This window comes from Streptomyces sp. NBC_00727, from assembly GCF_045161745.1.
Classification (GTDB): domain Bacteria; phylum Actinomycetota; class Actinomycetes; order Streptomycetales; family Streptomycetaceae; genus Streptomyces.
Map to the genome: position 1 here is coordinate 6,093,695 of NZ_CP108981.1, position 18,507 is coordinate 6,112,201.

At 72.4% G+C, this 18,507-nt stretch carries 6 protein-coding genes; 1 reads left to right on the plus strand and 5 read right to left on the minus strand.

Features of this window, described 5'->3' with window-relative positions:
* Positions 1 to 27 precede the first annotated feature (27 nt).
* From OG242_RS27595 to OG242_RS27615, 5 genes are all read right to left on the minus strand, one after another.
* Positions 28 to 1,851: a non-ribosomal peptide synthetase gene (locus OG242_RS27595; protein WP_405900715.1), complete on the minus strand. Its 1,824-nt coding sequence runs from the start codon at positions 1,849 to 1,851 to the stop codon at positions 28 to 30.
* An 8-nt stretch (positions 1,852 to 1,859) separates the two neighbouring features.
* A complete protein-coding gene (locus OG242_RS27600) occupies positions 1,860 to 2,897 on the minus strand; it encodes a TauD/TfdA family dioxygenase (RefSeq protein WP_405900716.1) in 1,038 nt (345 codons plus the stop codon).
* Between the two features lie 43 nt (positions 2,898 to 2,940).
* On the minus strand, positions 2,941 to 3,723 hold the full coding sequence (locus tag OG242_RS27605; RefSeq protein ID WP_405900717.1) for a thioesterase II family protein: 783 nt from the start codon (positions 3,721 to 3,723) through the stop codon (positions 2,941 to 2,943).
* Positions 3,720 to 16,379: an amino acid adenylation domain-containing protein gene (locus OG242_RS27610; RefSeq protein ID WP_405900718.1), complete on the minus strand. Its 12,660-nt coding sequence runs from the start codon at positions 16,377 to 16,379 to the stop codon at positions 3,720 to 3,722. Before OG242_RS27610 ends, OG242_RS27605 begins: the two co-directional genes overlap by 4 nt.
* Positions 16,380 to 16,617: 238 nt before the next feature.
* The gene (locus tag OG242_RS27615) at positions 16,618 to 17,967 is read right to left on the minus strand and encodes a helix-turn-helix domain-containing protein (protein WP_405900719.1); all 1,350 of its coding nucleotides are present in this window, start codon (positions 17,965 to 17,967) and stop codon (positions 16,618 to 16,620) included.
* A 275-nt stretch (positions 17,968 to 18,242) separates the two neighbouring features.
* Here OG242_RS27615 and OG242_RS27620 point away from each other — a divergent pair, with 275 nt between their 5' ends.
* Positions 18,243 to 18,437, plus strand: a complete 195-nt coding sequence (locus OG242_RS27620) for a hypothetical protein (RefSeq protein WP_405900720.1) — start codon at positions 18,243 to 18,245, stop codon at positions 18,435 to 18,437.
* The last annotated feature ends 70 nt before the right edge of the window (positions 18,438 to 18,507 follow it).

The following is an 18,507-nucleotide window of genomic DNA, read 5'->3' on the forward strand; positions in this document are numbered from 1 at the left end:
GAGGACGGGCCGGTGCGGAGGCGGAGGTCAGCCATCCTTGACGGCCAGCAACTCCTCGATGTGGGCGGCGAGATCGCGCAGTCTCGGGTGGGCGTAGACCGCCTTCACCGGCAGCGCCACGGCGAGTTCGGCCCGCACGCGCGAGACCAGCTTGATGGCGAGCAGCGAGTGGCCGCCCAGTTTGAAGAAGTTGTCGTCCGGGCCGATCGACGCGGCGCCCAGCACCTGCGCCCACACCCGGGCGATCAGCTCCTCCGCCCGCCCGTCGAGCCCCGAGTCCTGCTCCGGGGCCGCCTCGGCCGCCCCGATCCGGGCCGGCAGGGCACCCCGGTCCAGCTTGCCGCTGGGCGTCGTCGCGAACCGGCCGACCGCGACGAACGCGGACGGCGTCATGTACGCCGGGAGTGCGGTTGCCACAGCGGTGCGCAGCGCGGTGGCATCCCCGCCCCGGTGGTAGGCGATCAGGCACGGGGTGCCCCCGGCGTCCTCGCCCAGGACGACGGCCGCCTCGGCCGCGCCCGCCCGTGTCAGGGCGGCCTCCACCTCCTGCACCTCGATGCGGTGGCCGCGCAGCTTCACCTGGCCGTCGAGCCGCCCCAGGTGCACCAGCCGCCCGTCCGGGAGCAGCCGGCAGCGGTCCCCGGTGCGGTACATGCGGTCGCCCGGCGCGCCGAACGGGTCGGCGACGAAACGCTGGGCGGTCAGGTGCGGGCTTCGGCGGTAGCCACGGGCGATCCGGGGCCCTGCGAGATACAGCTCCCCGGCCTCACCGGGGCCGACCGGCGCCAGGTGCTCGTCGAGCAGCCGCATCCGCAGCCCGGGGAGCACGGCACCGATGTGCGGCTCGCCCGGCTCCTCGATCCAGCCGGCCGTCGCGTCGACCGTGCACTCGGTCGGCCCGTACACGTTGACCGCGCGCAGCACACCCGAGCGGTGCGCGGCGGCCAGCCGGTCCCAGAGCGCCGGGCCGATCGCCTCGCCGCCGACCAGCAGCGTCAGCGGACGCGGGCCGCCGTCCGCCGTGAGCAGGTCCAGGAGCGGTTCGGCGTGCGACGGGGTGATGTCGAGATCGGTGAGCCCCTGCGCGTCCACGAAGGCGGCCAGCAGGGCCGGGTCGCGGCGGGTCTCCTCGTCGATCACCACCAGCGTGTCGCCGCGCGAGAGCCGCACCCACTGCTGCACCGACGCGTCGAACGACGGCGACGCGTTCCACCCGACGCGCCCGCCCTCGCCGCTCGCCGCACCCTCGTCCTCCAGCTCCCGCAGCAGCAGCGAGGCCGAACCGCGCCCGATCTCCACGCCCTTGGGCCGGCCGGTGGAGCCGGAGGTGTAGATGACGTACGCGAGAGCGCCCGGTCCCACCGGCACCGGAGCGAAGACCCCGCCCGGGAAGGCGGTCAGCTCGTCGGCCGTGACCGCACGGGGCCCGGCGGGTGCCGGAGCGGTGCCGTCGGTGACCACCAGGTCGGCCCCGGAGTCCTCGACGAGCAGCCGCCGCCGCTCCTCGGGGAGCGCCGGGTCCACCGGGAGGTACGCGGCGCCCGCCGTGAGAGTGCCGATGATCGCGGTGACCAGAGCGGCGCCGCGCGGCAGGCACAGCGCCACGACGCTCTCCGGCCCGGCGCCTCTCGCGGCAAGTCCGGCAGCGAACGCGGCTGCCTGCTCCCGCAGTTGGCGGAAGGTGAGGTTCTGATCGCCGGCGACCACGGCGGTGCGGTCACCGGGCACGGCCGCCAGCCGGGCCATCAGGTCGGCGGCGCCGGTCCCGGCGGCGGCGCACGTCTCGCACGGGCAGCCGGCGGGATGGGCGAGGGCGGGGGCGGCCGTGCGCTCGGGGAGTACGGCGGTCATGGCGGGGCTCACTTTCCGTACAGGGTGGTGGAGGGAACGGAGGCGGGGGAGCAGTCGGACAGCGGCACCGGCTCACCCATGGCGACGAGGATCTTCCGGTCCCCGGTGAACGCCTCGCGGCCGTGCGCGCAGAGGATGTTGTCGACGAGCATCACGTCACCCGCCTGCCAGGTCTCCCGTACGGTGACCGCCCGGTACGCCTCGTTGATCGCGTCCACCTCCGCGTCGGTGAGGGCGGTGCCGTCCCCGAGGAAGGTGTTGAACGGCAGCCCGTCCGCGCCGAACGTCTCGACCAGCACCTCGCGGACGTCCTCGTCGAGGCTGCGGGCGTTCCAGAACGCGAAGTGGTTGAACCAGACCCGCTCACCGGTCACCGGGTGCGTGATGACCGCCGAACGCCGCTGCCGCGTACGCAGGGTGTCCTCGTCCAGCCACTCGTAGCCGATGGCGTGCGCGTCGCAGTACTCCTCGGCACCGGCCGGGTCCTCCGAGGAGAACGCCTTGCGCCAGGGCATGCCCGCCAGGTCCGAGTAGTTGCGTACGAGCAGCCAGCCGGCCTCCGCGAACCGCGCGGTGAGCTCCGGCGGCAGCATGGCGAGGGCGGCGCGCATGTCCCCGACGGTGGTGGCGCCGCCGGTCTCGGGCGCGGTGACGCAGCCGAAGAGCAGCACACCGGGGAAGTCCAGCGTGTAGCTGTTCTCGTTGTGCAGCCGGATGGGCTGGACGGCCGGCAGGTCGGTGGAGGAGAACACGCCCTCGCCGAAGTCGGTGCGCGGGGTGGCCTTCTCCTTGTAGCCGGCCCGCTCCGCGACGAGTGCGTCACGTGCCTCGGCGAACGTCGCCGCGTCCTGGACCGGCAGGCCGCGCAGCATGACCGCACCGGAGCGGTGCAGTTCGGCCTGGATCGCGGGCCGCTGGACGGTCAGCCACGCGGTGGCCTCCGCCATGGAGCCGAACTCCGGCGTGTGGACGATCACCGGCTTGCCGGGCTCCCGGACGGGGGTGATACCGGTGGCGGAGGCGGGCGGCTGGGCGAGAGCGGTCACGATGGGTTCCTCTTCCTTGGCTCGAACGAAGTCGGGTGTGTGGTTACGCGGACGCGGCGGCGGAGTCGCGCAGGGCGTCGAGGACCGGGTTGAGGTGGGCGAAGAAGCCCGCCAGGTCCTGCTGGAAGTAGAAGTGGTCACCGGGCAGCACCTGCGGCACGACTTCGTGACCGGTCACCAGCGACCAGCCGGCGAGCATCTCCGCCGGGACGATCGGGTCGGTGTCCCCGCCGAACACGGCGACCGGGCAGTCCAGCCGGGCGTCCGGGGCGGTGCACCGGTAGGCGTCGTCGATCGCGAAGTCGGCGCGGATGGACGGCAGGACGATCTCCCGCAGCTCCGGGTCGTCGAGGATGCCGTCGTCGGTGCCGCCGCGCTCCTTGATGGCGGCGACCAGCTGGTCGTCGTCCAGCAGCTCCGGGTGCACCGGGCACTGGTTCGGCAGCACGGGCGCCCGGCACGCGGAGGCGACCAGCAGCCGCGGTGTGCGGCCGGCGGCCCGCAGGGCACGTACCACCTCGAAGGCCACCAACGACCCCATGCTGTGCCCGAGGACCACCAGCTCCCCGGTGTCGGCGGGCAGCGAGTCCACCACGGGCTGCGCCAGGTCGTCGACCGAGACCGGCAGGTCCTCGCAGTAGCGGGCGCCGCGGCCCGGGTACTGGCCGATCAGCAGCCGTACATCGGCCGGCAGGTGCTCGCGCCAGCCGCCGTAGGCGTGGGCGTTGCCCCCGGCGTGGGGCAGCACCAGCAGCGACAGGCGGTGCGGACCGTCACCGGGAAGGTCCCAGACGACGTCTTCGGGTGCGGGGGACGCGGAGGTCATGAGCTGATCCGTTCTGTCTCGGTACGACGGCGGAGGGCGGGCCGGGCCTTCTTGGCGGCCGGCGCGGTCTTCAGCGCGGTGATGTGCTCGGCCAGCCGGGCCGGCGTCGGGTGCTCGAAGACGTCGCGGACGGTGAGCCGGACGTCCAGGGAGACGGCGATGTGGTTGGTGAGCCGGGCGCCCAGGAGCGAGTGGCCGCCGTGGTGGAAGAAGTCGTCGTCGATGCTCAGCGCGTTCTCGGCGCCCAGCGTCCGCGTGAAGAGACCGACCAGGGTCTCCTCCAGCGGGTTGCGCGGTGCGCGGCCCTGGGAGACGACGGTCGCCGGTTCGGGCAGTGCGCGCCGGTCGATCTTCCCGTTGGGCGTGAGGGGGAGCCGGTCGAGGACGGTGAGGTAGGTGGGAACCATGTGCTCGGGCAGCCGCTCGACCAGGTGCCGGCGGATGTCCTCCGTCGTCACGGTGGCCGTGCCGAGGACGACGTAGGCGGAGAGCTGGTCGTGGTGGGTGGTGACGGTGGCCTGGGTGATGTGGGGGTGGGTGAGGAGCGCGGCCTCGATCTCGCCGGGTTCGATCCGGAAGCCCCGGATCTTGACCTGGTTGTCGGCGCGGCCGTTGTAGTGGAGGTGGCCGTGCTGGTCGAAGTGGGCGAGGTCGCCGGTGCGGTAGAGGCGGGTGCCGGGGGTTCCGTGGGGGTTGGGGATGAAGGTGGTGGCGGTGAGGTCGGGTCGGTTGAGGTAGCCGTGGGCGAGGCCGTGGCCGGTGAGGTAGAGGTGGCCGGTGACGCCGGGGGGTACGGGTTGGAGGGTGGTGTCGAGGATGTAGGCGCCCTTGTTGGTGAGGGGTGTGCCGATGGCGATGGTCGAGTGGGGTTCGGCTGCCGCAGTGATGGTGTGGGTGGTGGTGAAGCCCATGGATTCGGCGGGGCCGTATCCGTTGGTGACGGTGGTGTGGGGTGAGAGTTGCTGGAGCTTGTGGACGTGGTTGGGGGAGGCTGCTTCGCCGCCGGTGTAGGCGATGGTGACGGTGGTGAACGCTTCGGGGTGTTCGTCGGTGAGGTAGTTGAAGAGGCTCGCGGAGAGTTGGAGCATTGTGACGCCGTGCCGGCGCGAGAGTTCGGTGATGAGGGCGGGTTCGGGCTTCTGGCCGGGCTGGAGGACGGTGGTGCCGCCGTGGAGGAGTGCGCCCCAGAATTCGAGGCTGAAGGCGTCCCAGGAGACCGGTGAGCACTGGAGGAAGACTTCGTCCGGTCCGAAGTTGCCGTAGGTCTGCGCGGTGACCGTGGACACCAGGTTGCGGTGCGAGGACAGGATGCCCTTGGGCCGCCCGGTGGACCCGGACGTGAACATCACGCACGCCACGTCCTGAGCGCGGATCGGTGTGCCGAGGTTGCCCGCCTCGTGGTGCGCCACGTCGTCCGGGCCTTCGGTGCAGGTGGTCCAGGTGCCGGGGAGACGACCGGCGAGCTCCGGTCGTGTGACCAGGTGGCTGATGGCGGCCTCGGTCGCCGCCGACCGCAGTCGCTCGTCCGGGAAGTCCGGGTCGAGCAGCACATGGCCGGCGCCGGTCTTGAGTACGGCGATGAGTGCGGTGGCGAAGGTGGCGTCGCGCTCCAGGAGAATCCCGGCCAGGTCGCCCCGGCCGAGTCCGCGCGCCCGCAGCTGGTGCGCCCAGCGGTTGGCGGCGGCGTTCAGCTCCTCGTACGTGATCCGCTGGTCGCCGTCGATGAGCGCGACGGCCTCCGGCGTCCGGGCGACCTGGTCCTCGAACCGTGCGACCAGTGACGCGTCCTCGATGGCGGCGGTGGTCCCGGCCCACGGCCCGAGCAGCAGCTCCCGCTCCGCGTCCGACACCACCTCCAGTGCCCCGAGACGCACCTCCGGGTCGGCCACCGCCTGGCGCAGGACCGTGGAGAGGACGGTCACCACGCGCTGGACGGTGGAGCGGTCGAACAGGTCCTCCGCGAAGAGGACCGTGCCGTGCAAACCCTGGCCGTTGTCCGTGCGGAGCAGGAACTCCAGGTCGAACTTGGCCGCCCCGCTCGTGACCTCGGGGACAGCGGTGACCCGCGCGTCCCCGAGCCGCAGCTCCGGCACACCCTCGGTTTCCAGGGTGAGGCAGATCTGGAAGAGCGGGTGGCGGGAGAGGGTACGGGTGGGGTTGAGGGCGTCGAGGACGAGGTCGAACGGTGCGTCCTGGTGGGCGAAGGCGTCGAGGTCCGCGCTGCGGACCCGCTCCAGCAACTCGCGGAAGGTGGGGTTGCCGTCGGTGTGGGTGCGCAGGACGAGGGTGTTGACGAAGAAGCCGACCAGGTCGCGGAGTGCTTCGTCGGTGCGGCCGGCGACGGGGGAGCCGATGGCCAGGTCCGTGCCGGCGCCAAGCCTGGTGAGGGCGGCAGCCAGGGCCGCGTGGACCACCATGAACGGGGTGCACCCTTCGGCGCGGGCCAGCTCACCGACGCGCTCGAACAGGTCGTCGCCCAGAGCCACTTCGACCTGGCCGCCCCGGTGCGAGGCCCGTGCGGGGCGCGGGCGGTCCAGGTTCAGGGCATGCTCCTCGGGGAGCCCTTCCAGTGTCTTGTGCCAGAAGGCCAGCTCCTGCGAGAGCACGCTGTCCGCGTCGTCGGACGCGCCCAGCACCCGCTGCTGCCACACCGCGTAGTCCGCGTACTCCACCGGCAGCGGCTCCAGGACACTCACCGTCGAACCGGCGACCCGGGCCTCGTACGCCAGGGACAGGTCGTCGAAGAACACACCGGTGGACCGCCCGTCCGTCGCGATGTGGTGCACCAGGAGGAAGAACACCCAGGAGCGGTCGTCGACCTTGAACAGAGAGGCCCGTAGGGGAAGTTCGCTCCCGAGGTCGAAGACATGGCGTGCGGCCCCGGCCATGGCCTCGTCCAGCCCGTCGCTGGTCACCTCGCGCCGCTCGACGGGCACACGGGCGTCCGTGACAGGCAGAACGTGCTGGCGGGGTGCGCCGTCGACCGTGGTGAACACGGTCCGCAGCGGGGCATGGCGTGCGACCACATCGTGCAGCGCGGCTTCGAGCAGCTCGGCGTCCAGGTGGCCGGTCAGCCGTACGGCCATCGGCACGTTGTACGCGGCGCTGCCTCCGTCCAGCTCGGCCAGCAGCCACAGGCGGCGCTGGGCGAAGGACACGGGCGCGTCGCCGTCGCCGGTCCAGGCCCCGGCGGTGAGCGGCGGGAGCGCGGGCCGGCCGTCGAGGGTGGCGATGTGCCGGGCGAGGTGCGCGGGCGTCGGGTGCTGGAAGACGTCCCGGATGGTCAGCCGGACGCCCAGCACGTCGGCGAGGTGGTTGGTGAGGCGGGCGGCGAGCAGGGAGTGCCCGCCGTGGGCGAAGAAGCTGTCCTCGACACCCACCGGCCCCGGGGTACCGAGAACCTTGCTGAACAGGGCCACCGCGACCTCTTCGAGCTGGCTCCGCGGTGCGCGGCCCTGGGAGACGACGGTCGCCGGTTCGGGCAGTGCGCGCCGGTCGATCTTCCCGTTCGGGGTGAGGGGGAGCCGGTCGAGGACGGTGAGGTGGGCGGGGACCATGTGCTCGGGCAGCCGCTCGACCAGGTGCCGGCGGATGTCCTCCGTCGTCACGGTGGCCGTGCCGAGGACGACGTAGGCGGAGAGCTGGTCGTGGTGGGTGGTGACGGTGGCCTGGGTGATGTGGGGGTGGGTGAGGAGCGCGGCCTCGATCTCGCCGGGTTCGATCCGGAAGCCCCGGATCTTGACCTGGTTGTCGGCGCGGCCGTTGTAGTGGAGGTGGCCGTGCTGGTCGAAGTGGGCGAGGTCGCCGGTGCGGTAGAGGCGGGTGCCGGGGGTTCCGTGGGGGTTGGGGATGAAGGTGGTGGCGGTGAGGTCGGGTCGGTTGAGGTAGCCGTGGGCGAGGCCGTGGCCGGTGAGGTAGAGGTGGCCGGTGACGCCGGGGGGTACGGGTTGGAGGGTGGTGTCGAGGATGTAGGCGGCCTTGTTGGTGAGGGGTGTGCCGATGGCGATGGTCGAGTGGGGTTCGGCTGCCGCAGTGATGGTGTGGGTGGTGGTGAAGCCCATGGATTCGGCGGGGCCGTATCCGTTGGTGACGGTGGTGTGGGGTGAGAGTTGCTGGAGCTTGTGGACGTGGTTGGGGGAGGCGGCCTCACCACCCGTATAGGCAACCGTGACCGACTCGAACGCTTCGGGGTGTTCGTCGGTGAGGTAGTTGAAGAGGCTCGCGGAGAGTTGGAGCATTGTGACGCCGTGCCGGCGCGAGAGCTCGGCGATGAGGGCGGGTTCGGGCTTCTGGCCGGGCTGGATGACGGTGGTGCCGCCGTGGAGGAGTGCGCCCCAGAATTCGAGGCTGAAGGCGTCCCAGGAGACCGGTGAGCACTGGAGGAAGACTTCGTCCGGTCCGAAGTTGCCGTAGGTCTGCGCGGTGACCGTGGACACCAGGTTGCGGTGCGAGGACAGGATGCCCTTGGGCCGCCCGGTGGACCCGGACGTGAACATCACGCACGCCACATCGTCGCCCCGGACCAGCACGCCCGGATTGCCGTCCGCCATGTCCGCCGGTGCCCCGCCGGAGCAGGAGACCACGGCCCAGGGGCCCTCCACGCGCGGCGCGAGGGCGTCGTCGGTGAGGAGCAGGGTGATACCCGCGTCGTGAGCGGCGGAGCGCAGTCGCTCGTCCGGGAAGTCCGGGTCGAGCAGGGTGTAACCGGCCCCGGCCTTGACCACCGCGATCACGGTGGCCGCGAAGGTGGCGCCGCGCTCCAGGAGGACGCCGGCCAGACCACCCCGGCCGAGTCCGCGCGCCCGCAGCTCGTGGGCCCAGCGGTTGGCGGCGGCGTTCAGCTCCTCGTACGTGATCCGCTGGTCGCCGTCGATGAGCGCGACGGCCTCCGGCGTGCGGGCCACCTGGTCCTCGAACCGTGCGACCAGTGACGCGTCCTCGATGGCGGCGGTGGTCCCGGCCCACGGCCCGAGCAGCAGTTCCCGCTCCGCGTCCGACACCACCTCCAGTGCCCCGAGACGCACCTCCGGGTCGGCCACCGCCTGGCGCAGGACCTCGCCCAGGACGGTCACCATGCGCTGCACGGTGGCGTGGTCGAACAGGTCCTCGGCGAAGACCACCGCGCCGTGCAGGCGGCGGCTGTCGTCCGAGCGGAGCAGGAACTCCAGGTCGAACTTGGCCGACCCGTTGGTCAGCCCCCGCACCTCGGCCGTACGGCCACCGCCCAGGTCCAGCGCCGGAGCTTCCCCGGCCTCCAGGGTGAGGCAGATCTGGAAGAGCGGGTGACGGGAGAGCGTGCGGGCCGGGTTGAGGGCGTCCAGGACCAGGTCGAACGGTGCGTCCTGGTGGGCGAAGGCGTCGAGGTCCGCGCTGCGGACCCGCTCCAGCAACTCGCGGAAGGTGGGGTTGCCGTCGGTGTGGGTGCGCAGGACGAGGGTGTTGACGAAGAAGCCGACCAGGTCGCGGAGTGCTTCGTCGGTGCGGCCGGCGACGGGGGAGCCGATGGCCAGGTCCGTGCCGGCACCGAGCCGCGTGAGGGCTGCGGCGAGGGCCGCGTGCATGACCATGAACGGGGTGCATCCCTCCGCGCGGGCCAGCTCACCGACGCGCTCGAACAGGTCGTCGTCCAGAGCCACTTCGACCTGACCGCCCCGGTGCGAGGCGACTGCCGGACGGGGGCGGTCGAGGCTCAGCCCGTGCTCCTCCGGCAACTCAGCCAAGGCGCCCTGCCAGAAGGCCAGCTCCTGCGAGAGCACGCTGTCCGTGTCGTCGGACGAGCCCAGCACCCGCTGCTGCCAGACCGCGTAGTCCGCGTACTGCACCGGCAGCGGCTCCAGCACGCTCACCGTCGAACCCGCGCTCCGCGCCTCGTACGCCCGGGACAGGTCGTCGAAGAACACACCGGCGGAGCGCCCGTCCGTCGCGATGTGCTGGAAAAGCAGGAACAGGACGGTGTGGCCGTCACCGACCTCGAAGAGGGTGGCCCGCAGCGGGTTCTCGGTCCTCAGGTCGAAGCGGTGCCGGCCGGCCGCGTCCAGGTCGCCGTCCAGGGTTTCCTGCGTGGACGTCCGGCGCTCGACGGTGACCCGAGCCTGCTCGGCCGGCTGGACGAGCTGCCTCGGCTCGCCGCCGACAGTCGCGAAGACGGTCCGCAGGGGAGCGTGGCGCTCGATGACGTCGTTGAGCGCGGCCTCAAGGGCGTCGGCGTCCGGGGGGCTGGTCAGCCGTACGGCCATCGGCACGTTGTACGCGGTGCTCCCGCCGTCCAGCTCGGCCAGCAGCCAGAGGCGGCGCTGGGCGAACGAGACCGGGCTGTCGCAGCCGTCGCCCGCCTCCCCGGCGACCAGGGGCGGCAGCGCGGGCCGCCCCTTCAGCGAGGCGATGTACTGCGCGAGGCGCGCGGGCGTCGGGTGCTGGAAGACGTCCCGGATGGTCAGCCGGACGCCCAGCACCTCGGCGAGGTGGTTGGTGAGGCGGGCGGCGAGCAGGGAGTGCCCGCCGTGGGCGAAGAAGCTGTCCTCGACACCCACCGGCCCCGGGGTACCGAGAACCTTGCTGAACAGGGCCACCGCGACCTCTTCGAGCTGGCTCTGTGGCGCACGCTCGCTGCCCACCAGCGCGACCGGCTCGGGCAGTGCGCGCTTGTCGATCTTCCCGTTCGCGGTGAGGGGCAGCCGGTCGAGCGGGGTGAGATGGGCGGGGACGAGGTGCTCGGGGAGGCGGTCCACCAGGTGGCGCCGGAGCTCCGGCATGCTCACCGCGTCGCCGGTCGTGACCACGTATGCGGAGAGCTGGTCGTGGTGCCTGGTGACGACGGCCTGGGTGACCCCGTCGTGTGCGAGGAGGGCGGCCTCCACCTCGGCGGGTTCGATGCGGAAGCCGCGGATCTTGATCTGGTGGTCTGCGCGGCCTTCGTAGTGGAGGCGTCCGTCGTGGTCGAAGTGGGCGAGGTCGCCGGTGCGGTAGAGGCGGCTGCCGGCGGGCCCGTAGGGGTGGGGGACGAAGCTCGCGGCAGTGAGGTCGGAGCGGTTGAGGTAGCCGTGGGCGAGACCGTCCCCGGACACGTACAACTCACCCGTCGCACCCGGCGGGCACAGGCGCAGGGCCGCGTCGAGCACGTACAACGGCTTGTTGACCAGCGGTGTTCCGATGGGGATGGCGGTGTGCGGTGCGTCGCTCGGCTCGATGGTGTGGGTGGTGGCGTAGATCATCGCCTCCGCCGGCCCGTACCCGTTGATCACCTTGATCCCCGGCCGTGCGGTCTGGAGCTTGTGCACGTGGGCGGGGGAGGCGGCTTCCCCGACGGTGTAAGCCGTGGTGACCGAGTCGAACGTCTCGGGGTGCTCGTCGACGAGGTAGTTGAAGAGGCTGGCCGACAGCAGCAGGGTCGTTACGCGGTGCTTCGGGGCCAGCTCCGCGATGAGCGCCGGCTCCGGCTTCTGCCCGGGCTGCAGGACGGCCGTCGCGCCGTGCAGCAGCGGGCCCCAGAACTCCAGGCTGAAGGCATCCCAGGAGACGGGGGACGACTGGAGGAACACCTCGTCCGGGCTCGTCGGGAGGTAGGTCTGCCCGACAAGGGTGGAGACGAGGTTGCGGTGCGAGGAGAGGATGCCCTTGGGGCGCCCCGTGGACCCGGAGGTGAACATCACACAGGCGAGGTCGTCGCCCCCGATGGGCACACCGAGGTTGCCGGAGTCGTGGTCGGTGAAGCCGTCCGGACCCTCGGTGCAGGTGATCCAGGCCCCGGAGAGACGGCCGGCCGGCTCCGGGCCCGTGACCAGGTGGCTGATGGCGGCCTCGTCGGCGGCGGACCTCAGGCGCTCGTCGGGGAAGTCCGGGTCGAGCAGTACATGGCCGGCGCCGGTCTTGAGTACGGCGATGAGTGCGGTGGCGAAGGTGGCGTCGCGCTCCAGGAGAATCCCGGCCAGGTCACCCCGACCCAGTCCGCGTGAACGCAGCCCTCTGGCCCAGCGGTTGGCGGTCGCGTTCAGCTCCGCGTACGTAAGCCTGCGCTCACCGTCGACCAGCGCGACCGCGTCCGGGAACCGCTCAACCTGCTCCTCGAAGCGCTGTACCAGCGACACGTCGTCCCGGCCGGCCACCGCCCCGGCCCACGACCCGAGCAGCAGCTCCCGCTCGGCCTCCGACAGCACCTCCACCTCACCGAGGCGCACCCCCGGGTCGGTCAGCACCTGGCGCAGCACCTCGCCGAGCACGGTCACCATGCGCTGGACGGTGGACCGGTCGAACAGGTCCTCCTCGAAGACGACCAGGCCCCGCAGCCCCTCGCCGTCGTCCGTGCGCAGCAGGAACTCCAGGTCGAACTTGGCCGAGCCGTTGGTGAACGTCCGCACGGCCTCCGGTCGCACCCCGGACAGCGCGAGCACCGGGGTGCTGGTCTCCAGGGTGAGGCAGATCTGGAAGAGCGGGTGGCGGGAGAGGGTACGGGTGGGGTTGAGGGCGTCGAGGACGAGGTCGAACGGTGCGTCCTGGTGGGCGAAGGCGTCGAGGTCCGCGCTGCGGACGCGTTCCAGCAACTCGCGGAAGGTGGGGTTGCCGTCGGTGTGGGTGCGCAGGACGAGGGTGTTGACGAAGAAGCCGACCAGGTCGCGGAGTGCTTCGTCGGTGCGGCCGGCGACGGGGGAGCCGATGGCGAGATCGGTGCCGGCGCCGAGCCGGGTCAGCGCGGCAGCCAGGGCCGCGTGGACCACCATGAACGGGGTGCACCCTTCGGCACGGGCCAGCTCCCCGATGCGGGCGAACAAGTCGTCGCCCAGCTCGACGTCCACCTGACCGCCCCGGTGCGAGGCCCGAGCGGGACGCGGGCGGTCCAGGTTCAGCCCGTGCTCCTCCGGCAACTCAGCCAAGGCGCCGCGCCAGAAGTCGAGTTCCTGCGAGAGCACGCTCTCCGCGTCGTCGGACGAGCCCAGCACCCGCTGCTGCCAGACCGCGTAGTCCGCGTACTGCACGGACAGCGGCTCCAGCACCGGGCGTTCGGCACCTGCGAGCCGCGCCTCGTACGCACGGGCCAGGTCCGTCACGTACACCTCGCTCGACTGGCCGTCCGTGGCGATGTGGTGCAGCACGATCACCAGGTGGTGCGCGGTCGCGTCGGTCCGGAACAGACTGACGGTGAGGGGGAGTTCACTGTGGAGGTCGAAGGTGTGACGGCCGGCCTCGGCCATCGCGCCGTCCAGCTCCTCGGCGGTCACCTCGCGGCGGTCCACGACCACCCGCGCCTCGGCGGCCGGGAGGACACGCTGTCGCGGTTCGCCGTCGACCGTCTCGTACAGGGTCCGCAGGGGAGCGTGGCGCTCGATGACGTCGTTGAGCGCGGCCTCCAGGGCGTCGGCGTCCAAAGCGCCTTCAAGGCGTACGGTCATCGGCACGTTGTACGCGGTGCTGCCGCCCTCCAGATCCGCCAGCAGCCACAACCGCCGCTGGGCGAAGGACATGGGCGCCGAGCCCTCGCCCGGCCCCTCACCGGCGGACAGCGGAGGCAGCGCGGGCAGGCCCTTCTCCGTACTCACCTTCTCCGCGAGCCGCGCCACGGTCGGGTTCTCGAACACGTCCCGGATCGTCAGCCGGACGCCCAGCACCGGCGCGATCCGGTTGGTGAGGCGGGCGGCGAGGATCGAGTGCCCGCCGTGGTGGAAGAAGTCGTCGTCGATCGTCAGGGGGCCGGGTGCGTCGAGCGTGCTGGTGAACAGGCCGGTGAGGGTCTCCTCCAGCAGGGTGCGCGGGGCACGGCCGCCCGACGGGACCGCGACCGGCTCGGGCAGCGCGCGCTTGTCGATTTTCCCGTTCGCGGTGAGGGGTAGCCGGTCGAGCGGGGTGAGATGGGCGGGGACGAGGTGCTCGGGGAGGCGGTCCACCAGGTGGCGCCGGAGCTCCGGCATGCTCACCGCGTCGCCGGTCGTGACCACGTATGCGGAGAGCTGGTCGTGGTGCTTGGTGACGACGGCCTGGGTGACCTGCGGGTGGCCGAGGAGCGCGGTTTCGACCTCGGCGGGTTCGATGCGGAAGCCGCGGATCTTGATCTGGTGGTCTGCGCGGCCTTCGTAGTGGAGGCGTCCGTCGTGGTCGAAGTGGGCGAGGTCGCCGGTGCGGTAGAGGCGGCTGCCGGCGGGCCCGTAGGGGTGGGGGACGAAGCTCGCGGCAGTGAGGTCGGAGCGGTTGAGGTAGCCGTGGGCGAGACCGTCCCCGGACACGTACAACTCACCCGTCGCACCCGGCGGGCACAGGCGCAGGGCCGCGTCGAGCACGTACAACGGCTTGTTGACCAGCGGTGTTCCGATGGGGATGGCGGTGTGCGGTGCGTCGCTCGGCTCGATGGTGTGGGTGGTGGCGTAGATCATCGCCTCCGCCGGCCCGTACCCGTTGATCACCTTGATCCCCGGCCGTGCGGTCTGGAGCTTGTGCACGTGGGCGGGGGAGGCGGCTTCCCCGACGGTGTAAGCCGTGGTGACCGAGTCGAACGTCTCGGGGTGCTCGTCGACGAGGTAGTTGAAGAGGCTGGCCGACAGCAGCAGGGTCGTTACGCGATGCTTCGGGGCCAGCTCCGAGATGAGCGCCGGCTCCGGCTTCTGCCCCGGCTGGAGCACCACGCACGCGCCGTGCAGCAGCGGCCCCCAGAACTCCAGGCTGAACGCGTCCCAGGACACCGGTGACGACTGGAGGAACACCTCGTCCGGACCGGTCGGCAGGTAGGTCTGCCCCACCAGGGTCGATACGAGGTTGCGGTGCGAGGAGAGGATGCCCTTGGGGCGTCCCGTGGACCCGGAGGTGAACATCACGCAGGCGAGGTCGTCGCCCCGGATCGGCACGTCGAGGTTGCCGGAGTCGTGCTCGGCCACGTCGCCGGGGCCCTCCGTGCACGTGGTCCAGGCCCCGGCGAGGCGGTCGGCCAGCCCCGCACGCGTGACCAGGTGGCTGATGGCGGCCTCGGTCGCCGCCGACCGCAGTCGCTCGTCCGGGAAGTCCGGGTCGAGCAGCACATGGCCGGCGCCGGTCTTGAGTACGGCGATGAGTGCGGTGGCGAAGGTGGCGTCGCGCTCCAGGAGAATCCCGGCCAGGTCACCCCGACCCAGACCCTGCGAACTGAGGTGATGGGCCCAGCGGTTGGCGGTCGCGTTCAGCTCCGCGTACGTGAATCCGCGCTCCCCCTCGATCAGCGCGACCGCGTCCGGGAACCGCGCCACCTGCTCCTCGAACCTGGCCACCAGCGACACATCGTCCCGGCCGGCCACCGCCCCGGCCCACGGCCCGAGCAGCAGCTCCCGCTCGCCCCGCGACAACACCTCCAGCTCCGCGACGCTCCGATCGCCCGGCTCCGCCGCATCCAGCGAGGTGGTGAGGAAGGCGGCGAAGCGGTCTTGGTGGGCGGCCGTGGCCTCGGCGTCTACACCGTCCACGGGCGTGTCGAAGTCGATCCGGAGGCCGTCCGCCGCGCCCAGGTCGTACACCGCGACGCTGAGGTCGTCCACCGGGCCGTTGCTCACGTTGTGGTTGACCGTGGGGTGGCCGCAGACCGTCAGGTCCGCGTTGAAGCCCATGAGGTTGAGCACCGGCCCCGTCAGCCTCCGGCCGCCGGTGAGCGTGCCGGCGTCCCGGCGCAGGGTCTCGTAGCGGGTCAGCTGGTGGCGCAGTCCGTGTTTGACCTCGGCGGACACCGCACGTACCAGGGTGCGCAGCGTGTCGTCGGCGCCCACGCGCAGCCGCAGCGGGACGACGTTCGACGCCATGCCGGGCGTGCTGCGGGCGGTCTTCGTGGTCCGGCCCGCCACCGGCAGTGCGAGCACCAGCTCGTCCTGGGCCGTCACCCGGTGCAGGTACACCGTGAACAGGGCGACCGTCAGCACCGGCCAGGACACCCGCTCGGACCGTGCGACGGTACGCAGCCGGTCCGCGTCCTCCGCCGGGATCAGGACCGTCCGCCGTGCGAAGGGCAGCACGCCCCGGGACGGGGCCGCCCGCCCGGCGCCCCGGACGAGACCCTGTGCCGTCTCAGGAGCACCGCTCAAGTGCTCCCGCCATGCCGCCCGTTCGGCGCTCGCTTCCTCCGAGCACCGGTAGGCGGCGTCCTCGGCGTGCAGGTCGGCCAGCCGGCCGAACGGGGAGTCGCCCCACGGCTCGCCGGCGACCGCGTGCTCGTACAGCTCGACCAGCCGGTGCAGCAGCATCGACACACTCGCGCCGTCCACGAGCAGGTGGTGGAAGCCGTAGAAGTAGAAGTACCGGTCATCGGCCAGCTTGATCAGCGCGCAGCGGACCGGGGACTCGCGCGTCAGGTCGAAGGGTGCCCCGATCGCCGCGTCCACCGAGGCCCAGGCCGCGCCCTCCGGGTCGGCCTCACCGCTCACGTCGGTGTACGGGAGGGTGCGGTCGCCCGCCTCCGCGTCGATCAGCTGCCACACCTGCTCGCCGTCGTCCTCGAAGCGGCGGGTGCGCATGACGTCCGCCTCCTCGACGAGACGGCGCCAGGCGGCCCCCATCAGCGCCGGGTCGACCGGGCCGAGGATGTCCCGGCACTCGGCGACGTTGTACTTCAGGCCGGTGGGGTCCAGGGTGTGGGCCGTCCAGATGTCGCGCTGGGCCTCCGAGAGCGGCAACCGGAAGGCGGCCGGAGCGGGTGCGACGGTCGCGTCGGACGGCATGAGGTCTCCTGTGTGGGTCGCGGCGGGAGGGGCGGGGCCGGGGGCGCGGGAGGTGCTCGGCCGGCTCGTCGGACCGGAGTCTGTGGGCCTGGCGGGCAGTGCCATACAACCGCCGGGTCCGGGCCCGGACCGGCAGTTGTTCCGGCGGTAGGGCCAGCAGTTCGCGAGGGCTGCGGCAGTCGGACGGCAGCGTCGGCGGGGGGCTGCCGCCCGGACCCGTGCCGGGATGCGACCGCCGTCAGACGGCCGCCGCCGCCCCGGCCGCGGCCCGCACCACGCCCAGCACGCGGAACGCCGAGCGGCCGCCGTCCGCGCAGGTCCGGATCACGCCGCCGACCAGCAACTCGCGGATCAGCCGCCCGCACTCCGACAGCGGGCGTCCGGTGACCCGGACGACGTCCTGGAGCAGGAACTCCCCGTCCCCCGCGCGGCACAGGTCGCCGATGAGCGTCCGGTACGGGGCGGGCAGGGCGGCGAGGGTGCGGCCGACGCGCACCTGGAGGCGGGAGCCGTCCGGGCCGCCGGCCAGGTGGTCGAGGACCGGGGCCGGGTCCGAGTCGACGATGTCCCGCAGGGTCGACAGGTCGCAGACCGTGAGCCAGGAAGCGGCGGCACCCAGCGCCGCCGGGTGCCCGTCGAGGCGGTGGCAGATCCAGGCGACATCGGCGAGTGCCTGCTCGTCGGGCACGATGTCCGGGCGCACCCGGCGGAGCTGGTTGAGGAAGAACCGTACGGCGGGCGCGTCGCTGTGCCCGGCGGCCGGGGCAGGGGCCTCCAACGGGGAGAGCAGGAAGAGGCGTTCACCGGGCACGTTCCACGGACGTTCCCCGGTGATCAGCAGCCGCAGGCCCGGGAACGTACGCAGGAGCCGGCTCAGACGGCCGAAGTCGAGGGCGGCGGCATCGACACCGTCGAGGACGAGCACGGCGGAACCGCCCGCCGCTCCTTCGCCGTTGAGCGCGGTCAGCGCCTCCCCGAGTTCGGTGAGCAGTTCCTCGTGCTCGCCGCCGCCCCGCAGGAACCGTGCGCAGCCGTCGGCGAGCTGCGGCAGCGGGTCGTCGTCGGCGCGGAGGCAGTCGGCGGTGGCGCCGTCGCCGTAGTGCCACAGGACGGGCAGCCCGGCGTCGTACAGCCGGGCGGCGGCCTCCAGGGCGAGCCGGGTCTTGCCGACACCGCTCAGCCCGACGACGGTGACGAGCCGTTCCGCACCGGACCCCAGCTCCTCCACGACGACACCGGTCTCCGCCTCTCGTCCGACCAGCGGATACAGCGGCACCGGCGGCGCGGCCCGCTCCATGGACAGGCGCCGCCCGTCACCGCCCGCACGAGGCCCGCGCCGGGCCGCCGCCTCCAGCGCGGTCCTGGCCCGGGGGCCGAGTCTCAGCGCGTCGGCGATGAGCCGCACCGTGTCCGTTCTGGGCCGCTGGGCCTTGCCCTTCTCCAGGTCACGGATGGCGCGGACGCTGATGGTGGACAGATCGGCCAGCTCGCGCTGGGTGAGGCCGATACGGAGGCGGTGGCCGCGTATCAGGGCGCCGAGCGGGGCGGTGGCGGCCGGGGTGTCCTGCGGGGGGTGGCTGAGCGTCATGGAAGGACTCCTGCTCGTCGGGGAATGGCGCCCCGGAAGCGGCTGCGGGCCGGGGTGCCGTGAGGGACGGCTGTCGTGCCTTGCTGCTGCCGGAATCCTCCACACGCGGGCTATCCGGGGGGCATCGCGCCGCCAACGCAGCCGGCCCGTGACCGCGGCAAAGGGCCTCCAGTCCCGTGATAGCGGGGGGATAGGGCCGGGACCGGTGCGGTGAATCCGGCCGTTCCTAACGTGGTGTCCACAAGCAGACGGAACACCGACGAGAGGACAGTCCGATGACGAAGAACACCACCACCCGCAACGCCCTCCGCGCCGCTTTCGCCACCGTCGCGGTCGTGATCGTCACCGGCATCGGCGTCCAGGCCGGCTGGGCCGACGACACGTCCGGCACCGGCACCCAGCCGGCCACCACCAGCAGCACCCCCACCCCGGGCAGCACCGGCTCCACGGACAACAACCCCTGGGACTGACCCCCGCCGGGCGCACCCCGCGCCCCGCCACCGGCCGCGAGGCCAGGCCGGCGCCGATCAGTCGCCCGCA

Coding starts and splice junctions, on each gene's coding strand:
- OG242_RS27595 (WP_405900715.1), bottom strand. CDS start 1,851: ATGACCGCCGTACTCCCCGAGCGCACGGCCGCCCCCGCCCTCGCCCAT.
- OG242_RS27605 (WP_405900717.1), bottom strand. CDS start 3,723: ATGACCTCCGCGTCCCCCGCACCCGAAGACGTCGTCTGGGACCTTCCC.
- OG242_RS27610 (WP_405900718.1), bottom strand. CDS start 16,379: ATGCCGTCCGACGCGACCGTCGCACCCGCTCCGGCCGCCTTCCGGTTG.
- OG242_RS27615 (WP_405900719.1), bottom strand. CDS start 17,967: ATGACGCTCAGCCACCCCCCGCAGGACACCCCGGCCGCCACCGCCCCG.
- OG242_RS27620 (WP_405900720.1), top strand. CDS start 18,243: ATGACGAAGAACACCACCACCCGCAACGCCCTCCGCGCCGCTTTCGCC.